Genomic DNA, 14,386 nt, shown 5'->3' on the forward strand with positions numbered 1-14,386 from the left:
TGCTCACTGTACACCTTCATAGGTCAGCCGTTGATATTCCCGGTAGGCATCTGCAATGTCCGCTACGGTTCCGGCATCTCCCCACTCGCTCACCAAGCTGTGGATCATCCCTTCCACTGTTGGATTCTCCATCACGGTACGAAGCGGCAGTTCGGTGCGAAACACATCCTTAATTCGTGACAGGAGTCGTGTCAGCAGCAGCGAATGTCCACCCAAATCGTAAAAATGGTCGTCCACTCCCACCGGATGTACTCCAAGCAGTTCGGCTATAATCTCACAGATGATAGCCTCCTGTTCCGTCACTGGAGGTTTGTATGCCCCCAGATAAGCCGGGCGCTCACGACTGCCCGCAGCATGGTAAGGATGGGCAGAGGGTTGGGCTTCCGCCGGAAGTGGCTGTCCCTCTGAGGCTTTCTTCAACCGGAATATTGGAGGCTGGGCAGAAATGATAGCCCGGCTGATCTGTCCCCGGATCGGCCACAGTTGCTCATATAAGACATACTCCTGTTCCCGGGTAATGCCCGGACCCGGTGCTGCCGTGCTGCGGATGAAATCCCGGCTCAGCGACAGCCAGGGGAGATTCCCGCTGCCCGCATCTTCCGCAGCGGCATCAAGCACGCCTGCTGCCGCTGCCAGTTCGGTGAGGCCCAGTCCGCCAACTACGGAAGATAAGGAGGATAATATCCAGCCAAAACCGATCTCAGCACCGCAGCTCTGCAGCAGCTTGTTCAGTTCCTGGAAGGTGCGGGGCGCTGGAACCTTGGGGTTCACCGCCGTAGACAACACCGCAAGTGTCCGCCATTCCAAGGCTTGCAGCTCCGGTTCGAATACCACCCCGTCAATCCGGCCGCAGATACCAGCCGCTGCCGCAATGGCCTGGCGAAGCTGATCTGATCCTAGACCTTCGGATGCTATGACCTCTACACCAGGCCGGGCTGCCAAAAAGCTGCGGATCAACTCCGCGCCACCAGCGGGAGAGACAACCAGATAAACCTCCCCGGGTGTCGCTGCCGCTGTTTCGGAGAAGTTAGCAGGGTCGCCTAAATGAATTGGAGCTGTAAATGGTTCAAAAGCCTGCACCAGCCGCGTCCCGCCCCGGTAAGCGGCTACTATCGAAGTACCGGGGCGCGACATGAGCTCCAGCCAAAGCTTGTCTGTCAGACGTCTTTCGGGCTCCTCAGGCTGGAAGTCAACCAGCCGGCCCTGCCAGCCGGGCTGCTCTTGGCCCAAGGCCAGGAGCGGCCCAAGGATGGCCCGTCGTTCCGCCTCACCTCCTCCTGCTCCGAAGATTGTAAAGATCCGGCTAGCCGCCACTGTTAGCTGGACTTGCGCTCCGCAGAGAGCCTTATCCAGGGCAGGGACTAAATGAATGAGCGACAGGTATCCGCGCTCGGCTGCTGATGCTCCCGTCATCTCTGCAGCGGACGGAATTCCGGGCTGCGGCTGCTCTTCCAGCATCAAGGTATGGAGAATGCGGTCGATGACAATGCCGTCCCTTCGCAGGTCATCGGCAAGCCGCTGGTAATCCCCGGCATGGACCGGATTCAGCTCGATCAGATCCGGTGCTAGCCGTCGATACTGCGCGGCAGCCAGCACCTCGATACAGCGGTCTCCCTGTTCAACAAGCTGTTCTTTACATCGCTTGACTGCCCGGCCTTCTCCCCGCAGAATGAGCCAGGTTCGAGGATGCGAACGGGTATTATTTGGTGCGTCCGGGAGCGGCTCCTGCTTCCATGCAGGCAGATAGAGCAAGGAAATGTCCTGCTCCGCCGTTGCCGCCGGGAGCGGCCCTGGAAGCGTTGGCCGAGGCAGATAGGTCTGCCGGTCAAAGCTGTACATAGGCAGGGGCAGCCGCCGGCGGGACTGCGGCGAATAGAGCTGCTCCCACTGGACGGGTACCCCGGCCAGCCATAGCTGGGACAAGGTCTGCACGAAAACGACTGCTTCACTTGTTGCTGCCGTGGCTCCCAGGCTGGACAGCACCAGGCGGTCACTTCCGCTCTGAGCTTTCGCCAGACGGCATAACGTCTGGCCTGGGCCTACTTCAAGGAAGACATTGTCCTCATTGGCTAGACAGCCGCTAATCATCGCCGAGAAGTTCACCGTCCCGCGAAGCTGCGCGGTCCAATACTCGGGATTCACTGCCATCTCGCTAGTGACAGGTTCCCCGGTCAGACAGGAATAGAACGGCAGCTCGGGTGTATTCAGGTGTTTGGAGCGGAGCACCTCGCCGAATGGCTCCAGAATGGCATCCATCCGTGCAGAGTGGAACGCATGAGAGGTGTTCAGCCTTGCTGTGAATATCCCCGCTTGGCTCCACTCCTCCTGCCGCTGCCGCAGCTCTTCTTCGTCGCCTGAGAATACGCATAACCCCGGCTGGTTAATAGCTGCGAGCGATACGTCTGCACTGACATAACGACGAGCTTCAGATGCAGGAATAGCTGCGGCTAACATCATTCCACCTGGGGCGGACTGCATCAGTCGTCCGCGAGCCACAACAATATCGAGAGCATCCTCAAGGGTGAAAACCCCGGCGAGTGTTGCCGCAACATATTCCCCGATGCTGTGTCCCACCATGTGGGAAGGGCGGACGCCCAGCTTCATCCAGGCACGGGCAAGCGCATATTCCAAAACGAACAATGCGGGCTGAGCGAGCCAGGTCTGGTCTAGCTCCGAATCGGAGGAAGTGCCAGCAAGAGTCAGAGCTTTGGCCTCCGCCACGCCGATATAGCGGCGGATATCTAGGTCAAGCATCGGCCGCAGCAGCTCCGACAGCCGGTCCACTTCCTGGCGATAGGACGGATGGCGCTGGTACAGCTCTGCGCCCATCCCCATGACTTGCGAGCCTTGGCCTGTGAACATGAACACCACCGGACGGTTGATATGCTCCTGAGAAGATCGAATCATTCCAACACCTTCAGAACCTCTTAGAAGGCGGACAGCCTCTTCCGTCTGCGCTGCAGCACAGGCTAGCCGGTATTTGAATTGCCCCCGTCCCATTTGCAGCGTGAACGCAACATCAGCCAGCGGTACGCTGCTTGAGATGTTCTCCAAATGATCTGCCAGTTCGCCTTGCATCCGCTCCAGGGCAGCAGGGCTTTTGGCTGAGAGAAGCAGAACCGCCGGAAGCTCCGCCGGCTCACTGAGTGCCCGGATAGGCGGCTCCTCGAGAACCAGATGGACATTGGTGCCGCCAACGCCAAACGAACTGATGCCTGCTCGGCGCGGCAGCTTCCCTCTAGGCCACGCCACAGGTTCCCGGCTGAGGTAAAAGGACGACTTCTCCATCTCCAGCAGCGGATTGGGTTCAGCATAATTGGCTGTCGGCGGAATCAACTCCCGTTCCAGAGACAAAGCAGTCTTGATCAAGCCGGCAATCCCGGCAGCGGCATGAAGATGTCCGATGTTGCCCTTGACCGAGCCGATGGGCCGGTGCTGGCTCTCCTGCCCGAACACTTGCTGTAAGGCGGTAAATTCAATCGGGTCACCGACTTTGGTGCCGGTACCGTGGGTTTCGATGTAACCGATGGTTTCCGGTTCAATATCGGCGAGGTTCCAGGCCGAGCGGATGACCTCCTTCTGGCCCTCCAGGCTGGGGGCAGCAAAGCCTACTTTTCGACGCCCGTCATTGTTGCTCGACGAGCCTTTAATCACGGCATAGATATGGTCGCCGTCCTCTATAGCTTCCGAGAGGCGCTTAAGCACCACCGCGCCTGCGCCTTCTCCGAAGATGGTGCCATCGGCCCGGCTGTCGAAAGGGCGGCAAACGCCACTTTTAGAATAAATAGTGCCCTCCTGGTAGAGATAACCCGACTTGCCCGGCTGCTCCAGTGTCACCCCCCCGGCAACGGCCAGATTGCAGTCTCCAAGCAGGAGACCCTGGCAAGCCAGATGGACTGCTGCGAGTGAGGTTGAACAGGCGGTGTACAGGGTGTAGCTGGGTCCCGTCAGATTGAGCTTGTAGGAAATCAGTTGGCTTAAGAAATCCTTGCTCGACACGATGCCCGACTCCAGCACATCTTCTCCGTCTCCGTGACGGGACAAATGATCACTTGTCCATTTCAGGTCGAGCGGGGCCCCGGCATACATGCCTATTTGGCCGTCATAGCGGTCGGGGTGATAGCCCGAATTCTCTAGCGCATGATAGACAATTTCGTGGAACAGACGGATCTGGGGGTCCATGTTCTCGGCTTCCCAGGGGGCATATCCGAATAAAGAAGCATCAAAATCGTATACGTTGCCCAGGTAAGGCTTCGCTTTGACGTAATCGGGATGGTTCAAACGTTCTGGAGAAATCCCTTGTTCCCGAAGCTCTTCGAAGCTGAATTGGGTTACCGAGGATGTGCCTTGTATCAGCAGATTCCAATACTCCTCGATATTATCCGCGCCCGGAAATTTACCGCTCATGCCAATGATAGCAATCTCTAGTCCGGTTTCTGCGGTCTCTTCACTCATCACGTCACCTTCTTCCCTTGATGGACTCCAGTGTTTTCAAGCGGCTTGCCTTTCTTTTGCGGTCTTCGGAATCTTTGAGAACCTCGCTCTTGTCCGTCTGGTCTTCCCTGTCCGCGAACAAATAGGCATCCAGCAGATGAATCGTCGGGTAGGAGTACATTTTGACAATCGACGTATCTTTGATAGACAAAGCATTGATTTGGGCATTAATCTGAATCAGGTCAAGTGAGCTTGCTCCCGCTTCGAAAAAGTTGTCATGCAGCCCAATCGCCTCCAGCTCCAGATAGTCCATGAACAGTTCTGCCAGCTTCTTCTGCGTCTGCGTAAGCGGTGGTGCATATTCGGTGCTGCTAGCCATACGTTTCCGCTTGCGTCCCGCAGGAAGAGGCCTATTAGCAGGTCTTATACCCTCCGGCGTGTTGGCCTCAAGTAAGGAATACCGGGTGTTCAGGTCGGTCGTTGACAACAGCCACTGAACGGGAGACAACTCTGCACTCATGACTTTGGATAAAATATGCTCAAGCACTTCCATTCCTTCAGCATTGGTCATTCCACCCTGGAGCTGTACCGTCTCCGGCTTTTGAGCTGCGGCATGTTCCTGGGTAATGACGATTTTGCCGATATGCTTGGCCGATGCCATATACCGGAAAGCCTCTTCCGTATCTGCGAACCGGTAGGGAATCACAGGCAGCGGTGTAAAAGTGCCGTCTTCCACATGCCGGGTAATCTCGCGGAAAAGCCTTGTGTAGCCTGGCAGTCCGCTGTCCATGCTGATGGCTGACACAGAAATTCCTTTCTCGAAAATCCGCATTCCCAGCTTGCTGTTCTCCATAATGTCCTTTACGCCCATTTCCAGAAATCTGCCATGCGGGGCCAACAAGGAAAGCCCTTTTTCGACAGCCTCTCCCGTCAGGGAATTCAGAACCACGTCTACCGTTCCGGCAGACTCACGGATTTGGTCGGCAAAAGCAAGATCCCGAGAGGAGTACACATGCGAGATACCTAGTGAACGCAGGTAGTCTCGTTTCTCTTTGGTGCCAGCCGTTGCATAAATCTCCGCTCCAGCCCACTGGGCGATTTGCACGGCTGCCAGACCCACGCCGCCTGTTGCCGTATGAATCAGCACTTTCTCGCCCAAGGAGAGCTGTCCGCGGATAATTAGCGCGTAGTAAGCTGTCATAAAGGCAATCGGCAGGGTTGCCGCTTCAGCAAACGATATCCGGGAAGGCTTGCGCACCACCGAGCTTGCCGGCACTCGCGCATATTTGCCCAAGCTTGCTCCGGCTATCGCTATCACTTCATCTCCAGGCAGCCAACCGGTTACGCCTGCCCCCACCCTCGTTACCGTTCCTGCACATTCCAGGCCGAAGCTGAAACCATAGGTATCCGGCAGCTTGAGCACACCGAGTGCATACAGCACTTCCTTGAAGTTCAGGCCGTTAGCTACCACTCTAATCTCTACCTCATCCGGTTCCGGAGGTATCCGGTATTCAGACAGGATATGGAGGCTGTTCAGTTCACCTGGGACGGCTAATCCCAGCCGGTAATTGCCGAACGCAGGCAACGTTCCTGCGCGTTCCAGCGGCAACTTGTCTGACAGTGACTGGTCACGGACTTTTCTCATGACATATTCTTCAATCTCCATGAGTACACTGCCTTCCAGATCGGTAATGCGGCAGGTATACGTCCGAGCTTCCTCACTTTGTTCCCCTTCTTGCACAATGGTGCAGAGATTAGCAGGAAACGGCCGGAGAATCTGGAGGTTCTTATACGCAAAAGGCAGATAAGCACGGCTGTCCTCCGTTTGTTCGTTGAGCAGGCTCGTTGCCCGGTCCATCAGAGCGGGATGAACTCCGTAATCAGCCGAGTCCCTTGCCAGATCCTCTGGCAGTGACAATTCGGCAACAGCTTCATTCTCGTTTCGGAAGAACCGGCGCATGTTGTTCCAGTGAGGGCCATATTGCATGCGTACCTTCGTGCCCTCCTCGGATCGTTCTGCTTCTACAGGAACCGTTGCTGTCAGTAGGCAGTTATGGAGCTTATTGAGCTCTGCGTGGCTGAGTGTCCGATCAGTTTGCTCATCCAGGCGCTCCGCGCAGCCTTTGGCATGTTGTACCCATTCTCCTGCCGTTCCTATGGAGGACATGGAGAATTCCCAGCCGCTGCTATTTTTGGACCAAACGGTTCTTAGCTCACATACCTCTTCGACTACAAGCGGCTGCACAAAAAACAGTTCTACAATGTTTAGGCCGGTATCTCCGGTTAACTCTTCAAACGATGCTCTGAGAATCTCTACATAACCTGTTCCCGGTAAAATGGAGGAACCGAGCATCCGGTGGCCGTCCAGTACCCAATGATGCTCTGCCGACAATCTGGACATATAAACCGTCTGCGTCTCCCCTGCCGTCTCACTTTTGGAGGTCAGCAGCGGGTGGGAGATGCGCAGCGGAAGATCCGATTGCCCTTCTTTGTAGGCTGGGGTATCCAAATCATCTTTGTCGGAGCCGTTATATCGGTTCACAGCCTCAATAGCCATCCCCGTCTCCTTCCAAGCATCCCAATCCACGCTGACTACGCGCATTCCAGACGACTCCCCGGCATGTGCATGGGCGAATCCGTCCATAAAGGCATTGGCCGCTGCGTACCCACTTTGTCCGAAAGCACCGAACGTTCCGCTGATCGAAGAGAACAGCAGGAGAAATGCCGGTGGCTGCTGCATATCTGCAAGCACCTCATATAAGGCTGTGGTACCTGCGATTTTGGGCCGTAGCACCGCTGCGATTTGTTCTCTTGTTGCGATGTGGATCATGCTTCCATCCGGCACTCCTGCGGCATGGAATACTCCGTCCAGCGGGCCGAAGCGCTCCGCCGCTGCGCAAATGACGCGTTCCATCGAAGCTCGGTCAGCGACATCGGCATATTCCACATGCACCTGTGCTCCGCTCACACATAGCTGTTCCAGCCGATCCTGTACCGGATGCGGCTTGCGGCTAACCAGCACAAGCTTGGCCTGATATTGACTAGCCAGATAATCGGCAAGCGCAAGGCCGATTCCGCCAAGTCCGCCAGTGATCAGGTACACCGCTCCCTTGCGCAAAGCGCCGGACGGAAGGGTTCTCCGGGGAAGGGGCACCCGGATGAAGCCATGTTCATATCGGTGTGAGGACCGCAGCGCTTGCCGAGTGGGAAGCGGACAAGCCTTACTATCCGATCCTTTGAAAGGCAGTGTCAGCAGAAGTCCGGGATTCGCGGCGGCGGACTCCTTATCGAGATCCAGTGTATGCACCCGGATATGCGGGTACTCCAGCGGGATAACGCTGGCTACTCCAAGCAGGGTAGCTTTTAGCGGATCTACAATGTCGTTCGAATAGACCCGTTCCATTTGATTTGTGACCAGCGTAAGCTCCAGCGGCTTCCCTTGCACGGCTACAGCGGCCGCACGAACCAGTTCCAGTACACTGTACAGGCAGCGGTTAAGCACCTCAATGTCGGCAAGATTCCCCCCGTTTCGACTGGATGATACTTGGGCCTGAGCCAAGGTTTCGGCTTGTCCCAACCCGAGACTCCACAGATGAATGATCCGTTCCGGCGGCTGTATCCCGGCTTCGGCAAGCACATCAAACAATTGAGTATAATGGGCCGGATTGCCGGGATCGAGGGTGTACTCAGCAGAAGATTCCCTCTGAAAGGTCCCTTCGGGGTAGATCTTGATCCAGCGGTCCCCTTGCTCCTCCAGCAACGCTGCAAGCTGGTCAGAGAGAAGGCTCCGCTCAGTGAACAACAGCACCGTCTGTCCGTTGCAGGCTGGATGTTTGTCTTCCGAGCGGCCCTCTTGCTCACTCCAGTCGGGGGCATAAGCCCATTCTGAAACCGGACGTTTGCGGGAAAGCGAGCTGTCCGGTTGGATATTCTCTGCCTTCCCCTGCTGATATTTCCAGTAATATTGCTTCTCGAACGGGTATACCGGCAGGGAAACCCGCCGTCCTTTGCGGTTCTCAAATACTATCTCCCAGTTGATAGCCACCCCGCTCATCCATAGGTCGCCCAAGGCCTGAAGCAGATGGACACCTGCAGCCTGTGCCTCGGAGGCTTTGGGTACTATGCTAAGAATCTTACTATTACTGCTGATACCCGGATTGCGGCGGATCAGTTGACCCAGCGTCCGGCCCGGGCCGACTTCCAGAAATACAGGCTCAAGCTGTTCCGCCAGCGTTGCCACGCCTTCCGAGAACCTGACGGTTTGCCGGACATGATTCACATAGTATTCAGGGTCCACCGCTTGTTCGGCTGTGATGAACCCACCCGTAACATTGGAGATGTACGGAATTACCGGAGCCTCCAATTTGATTTCTTGGAGCGCTTTGCTGTAGGGGCCGAGCATCGGCTCCATCATCGCGGAATGAAAGGCATGCGATACCTGCAGACGGAACGGCTCATGGCCGTTTTGCCGCAGCTCGGCTGACAGGGCACGAATGGATGCGGGCGGTCCCGAGACCACTGTGAGTTCCGGGCTGTTGGTCGCAGCCACGGACAGATCGGGCCTTTCGCCCAGCAGTGGAAGCAAACGTTCATGCCCCAGGCCAATACTAATCATCTCGCCGTGTTCCATCTGCTGCATTAGCGAGGATCGGCGGATCACCAGCCGGATAGCCTCCTCCAGCGTCAACACGCCTGCGATGCAGGCCGCCGTGTATTCACCGAGGCTATGCCCGATCATAGCCGTCTGTGAGATGCCCCAATGCTGCAAAAGCCGGGCCAGCGCATACTCCACCATGAACAGCAGCGGCTGGGCAATTTCGGTCTGGTCGATAGCCTTCAAAGCTGTTGCCGGCAGTGTTGACCCTCCCGAGTCCGGCCCCTGCTGCGGCAGCCAGATGGACCGCAAATCGGTCGCCAAGATCGGTGAGGCCAGCTCCAGACAGCGATCCATTTCAAGCCGGAATAGCGGCTGCGTATCATACAGGTAACGTGCCATTCCTGCATGCTGGGTTCCTTGGCCCGGGAATGCGAATACTACATGCACAGCCTCCCGGATACGGGAAATGTTGCGTGTTCCGCTCTGGAAAGCACGCAGGCCGGCAGCAAGCTCAGCTGCATCCGCGGCAATCCATGCCACCCGGCAGTTCAATTCTTGACGGCCTGTATTCAGCGTATAGGCGATATCAGCAAGCTGTTGCTCTTGACCTTCTGCCGAACTGAGATAACAGAGCAAGTCTTCTGTTTTTTGCAGCAAGGCTTCTTCTGTCGCAGCGGATAATAGGAACAATTCGGGTGATCCCTCACTCCGGTTCTGTCTGTTCCCATGATCTGCGGTGACGGAAAGCGGTGCCTCCTCCAGGACGACATGCGCGTTGGTTCCGCCGATTCCGAAGGAGCTTACGCCGGCACGGCGCGGCGAACCTTCCGGCGGCAGCCAATCCTGAAGCTTGGCATTGACATACAATGAACTTTTGTCGAAGCTGATTGCTGGATTTGCCTGCATATAATGCAAGCTGGGAGGCAACTGCTTGTGATGCAGTGCCAGCACTGTCTTAATGAATCCGGCAATTCCCGCAGCAGCATCGAGATGTCCGATATTGGTCTTGACTGACCCGATGGCTGTTCCAGTTCCATTGGAGGCGGGGAACAACCCGGACAAGGCCTTGATCTCAATGGGATCACCCAGTGGGGTGCCCGTACCATGCGTCTCAATGTAACTGATGGATTCCGCAGGGACGGCTGCGGCTTCCAAGGCAGCCGTCACAACCTCTAATTGTCCCTGAACGCTAGGTGCCGTGAATCCAGCCTTGCGCGTTCCATCGTTGTTAATCGCAGATCCTTTAATAACAGCGTAGATATGATCGCCATCCCGAACAGCCTGATCCAGCCTTTTTAACACCACAAGACCTGCACCGTCGCCGCTGACTGTCCCTTTGGCATCAGCATCGAAGGCTTTGCAGTGCCCATCCGGCGATTTAATCATGCCATCCAGGTAGGTGTAGCCCGATTTCTTGGGTACTGAGATCGACACCCCTCCTGCCAGCGCCAGATCCGATTCTCCTTGCATCAGGGAATTACAGGCTAGATGTACCGCTACTAGAGACGAAGAACAGGCGGTTTCTACGGTTAACGACGGACCTTTCAGATTGAGCTTATAAGAGATGGGCATGCTCAAGGAATGTACATTAAGATTTGCCGCCCGCCAGCGTTCTGTATCGTCCTCCAGCGAATCGAACAGGCGGTTTACCCAGTTCAAATGGACCGTTGCGCCCACAAATAAGCCAATGGCATCCCGGTACCGCATGGGATCGTACCCGGCATCCTCCAGGCTCGCCCAGGCGAGTTCATGCAGAATGCGAAGCTGCGGGTCCATAAGTTCGGCCTCTTGCGGACTGTAATGGAACAACTCCGCATCGAAGTATTCGATATCCTCAAGCATCCCCTTGGCCTTCACATACCTGGAGTCACGCAACAGCGTCTCGGCAATTCCGGCAGCGCGCAATTCTTCATCGGAAAAGAACGAAATGCTCTCCTTCCCATCCCGCAGATTGTGCCAAAAACTCGTCGGATCGGCAGCACCTGGAAACCTTCCGGCAAGTCCGATAACAGCAATATCACGGGTTGTTGCGGAAGCACCTTCCATCGGCTGTTGCTCTACTTGAGAGGTAACAGCTACATGATCGGTGTCGTTCTTCGGACTCCCTTCGGTTTGCTTCGCCGCCATGTACGCGGCGAGCTCTCTGACCGTTGGATATCGGAATAAATCGGTTACCGACAGTTCAATACCGGTGGAGGTACGCAGCTTATCGCTGATACGGATCGTCAGGAGCGAATTCCCGCCGATATCAAAAAAGGGGGCATCAAGTCCAATCTGTTCCACCCCTAATGCTTCCTTCCAGGCTTCCAGCACCGTGATTTCCATAAAGGCCAATGATTTTGCAGGTGTACCTCCGGTGACTGAGGAAGAGAACCGCAGGTTGCGCAGCGCCTTCTTGTCAATTTTCCCGTTGATCGTCAGCGGCAGCGCAGCAAGCTGCATGTAACGCGTAGGCACCGCATAGGATGGCAGCCGTTCGAGCAACGCTTTTCTTAGCGAACCTGCTTGCAGTGTGTCACCCGCGACAAAATATGCAGCCAGCTCCTTCTCCCGGTCAGATGACTGAATCATAATAACCGTACAGTCTTCTATTCCGGGCAGCCGGCTTAATTCATGTTCGATTTCTTGCAGCTCAATCCGGTATCCCCGAACCTTCACCTGATTGTCGGCTCTCCCAAGAAAATCAATATTTCCATCGGGAAGCCATCGGGCCAAATCCCCTGTTCTGTACATCCTGTACTCTGGATAAAGCGGATCGGGAATAAATTTGATTTCGGTTAGCTCAGGATTGTTCAGATACCCTCTTGCCACGCCTTCCAGCCCGACGCATAGTTCACCAATTGCTCCCACAGGCAAAAACTGTTGATCCCGGTCCAGAATATATGCAGTGGAGTTCGAGACAGGTCTGCCGATCGGAATTCTGGTCTCATATTCCCGTTCAATTGCAAATGTGGTGGACAGCACCGAATTCTCGGAAGGACCGTAGCCATTGACGAGTGCCAAAGCCGGGCAGGCCTGTCTCACCTTGTTAATCTGTGTTGGCGACAACGTATCACCACCAATAATCAGATAACGCAGGGAACGGAACAGCGAAGCATCCACACTGGCTAATTGATTGAACAGCGGTGTAGTCATCCACATCAAGCTTATTTTCTGCTGGAGCAGCGTTTCTTTTAATACCTGAGGCATCAGCAGCTTGTCCTGAGCCATAAGGTACAGTGACGCTCCATTCAGCAGTGCCCCCCAGATCTCGAAGTTGGAGACATCGAATTCAAACGGACATGTCGGCAAAATCACATCGCTGATGCTGAAATTCACAAACTCTGTATGCTTGACCAGCCGCACGATGCCTCTATGCTCGATCATTACACCTTTGGGCTTTCCGGTAGATCCGGAAGTATAAACAATGCAGGCTAGACGGTGTCCGCCATCATGCGGAGAAGGGAAGCTGTCCAACGGTGCTGGATCTTCTTTCTCAAGGATATCTTGGTAACACAGCGTATCAACATTTATGGATTTCATAGAAGAAAGCCGGCTATCCGTGTCTGACAGCATAAGCCGCATTCCTGAATCTTCGATCATGAACCTGATCCGTTCTTCGGGATAATCCGGGTGCAGAGGCACATAAGCCGCCCCGGATTTCAGAATCGCGAGCAGTCCCATGATCGTCTCCGGGCTCCGCCGAGACTCGATTCCAATATATTGCTCCGGCCCGGCTCCATGACGAATCAGTGCAGCGGCTACCCGGTCAGACATCCGGTCAAGCTCAGCATAGGTCCACTTGACTTGCTCATGAATTATGGCAATGTTCTGGGGATGGCTCCGTGCCATCGTGGTGAACCACTGCGGAATAGATTGTTCACGGAACTGCTTCAGGGGTTCGGCGGCGGACAACAGTCCGTTCATTTTTAATGCGTCAGGTTCAGCGATCCTAATGTCTGACACCTGGACCTCTGGCTGCGCGACAAGATTATGCAGCAGTTGCACAAAGCACTGTGACATCTGATTTACCACAAAATACTCATAGCTTTCCTGATCATAGATGAAGTCCATTTCGAAACCGCTGCTCTCCCGAATGAGCAGAGTAAGCGGATAATGAGTGTGCTCCACCATTTCAAAGGAACTGATCGACAACGGAACTTGCCCGGTTAGATCTTCCGGTACTGAGTCTGCCATCGGCTGCTCTAGGAGCACCTTATCCAGCGGATAGTTCTCCATGACCAGTAAGGTATCAAATAACTCCTCCGTACCTTGAATCCCAGCGTATTCCCGGATCTCAGACAGACCAGCCATTTCATATGGACGCCTGGCCGCGATTGCTGAATGAACACCTGCGAAATACTCCTGAACACTTTCCCTCTTTCGGCTGGAAAGACGCAGCGGCACCGTATTGATCAACAGCCCGACTATACGCCCGATGCCGGTAAGACTAACACCCCTGCCGGATAACGTCGAGCCAAATACAATATCATCAACATGTTTGAACCGCTGGAGCAATATGCCCCACGCACCATTCATCAAGGTGGCTACCGAAATGCCATTGTTTTGGCAAAATAGCCGCATTCCCGCCGCTGCCGTTCCCGGTATGTTCAGGGATACCCGTTTAAATCCCGAACGCCGGGGTTTGTAGAACGGCTGTATCGTTTGCTTTATTTCATAATCCCGCAGGCAATCGGCCCAATACACCGCTTCGCGTTCCGGTTCGCGTGAGTTTTTGACAGCAGCCAGATAAGCCTTCATTCCCGGCTTTGCTGAAAGGGACACTTCCTGATCTTCAGCGAGTGCCCGGTAGGTTTGAAGCCATTCTTCCAGCACAATGCCGAGACTCCAGCCATCCAGCACAATGTGATGGTACGTAAAGAACAATCTGCATTCCCCGTCGAACTTACATAATACGATTCTTAGGGTTTCCCGGGTCAGGTCGAAACGCATCGTACGGTTCCGTTTGCCAATGATTTCTGCAGTTAGCTGCATCCGTTCTTCTATGCTCTTACTCTGCTTCAGAGCCTCTTGATCTTCACTGGAAATGACGGCCATAAATTCATCAGGGATAATTCCGCCCGTGAAATCATAGATTTCCGGCAACGGTTCAAGGCTCCGAAGCACCACCTGCACAGGTGACCGGAGACCCTCCCATTTGAACACGGACCGCAATGCGTCATTCGCACGGTAGACAGCGAGCCAGGCCTCATTGAACAGCCGGTTATCGACTTGCCCCTGCAGGCTAAGGACAAGGTGCTCCATGTATTCACTTTTGGATTCCCCCTGCAAATAATGAAACAGCATCCCTTGCTGCAGCGGCCGCAGCGGCCAAATATCTTGGACGTTGTTTTTCTCAACCTTCATCTTGGGCCT

General features: G+C 55.1%; 2 protein-coding genes. Both read right to left on the bottom strand.

All coding sequences use genetic code 11. The features are described 5' to 3' along the window. Positions 1–3: 3 nt before the first annotated feature. Positions 4–4,455 (bottom strand): type I polyketide synthase, encoded by a 4,452-nt coding sequence (locus tag AC3WT9_RS04105; protein WP_492407345.1) that lies wholly within the window; start codon positions 4,453–4,455, stop codon positions 4–6. A 4-nt stretch (positions 4,456–4,459) separates the two neighbouring features. After that, on the bottom strand, positions 4,460–14,377 hold the full coding sequence (locus AC3WT9_RS04110) for a non-ribosomal peptide synthetase/type I polyketide synthase (protein ID WP_341378722.1): 9,918 nt from the start codon (positions 14,375–14,377) through the stop codon (positions 4,460–4,462). Between the last annotated feature and the right edge of the window lie 9 nt (positions 14,378–14,386).

The organism is Paenibacillus sp. EB106-06-01-XG199 (genome assembly GCF_058791575.1).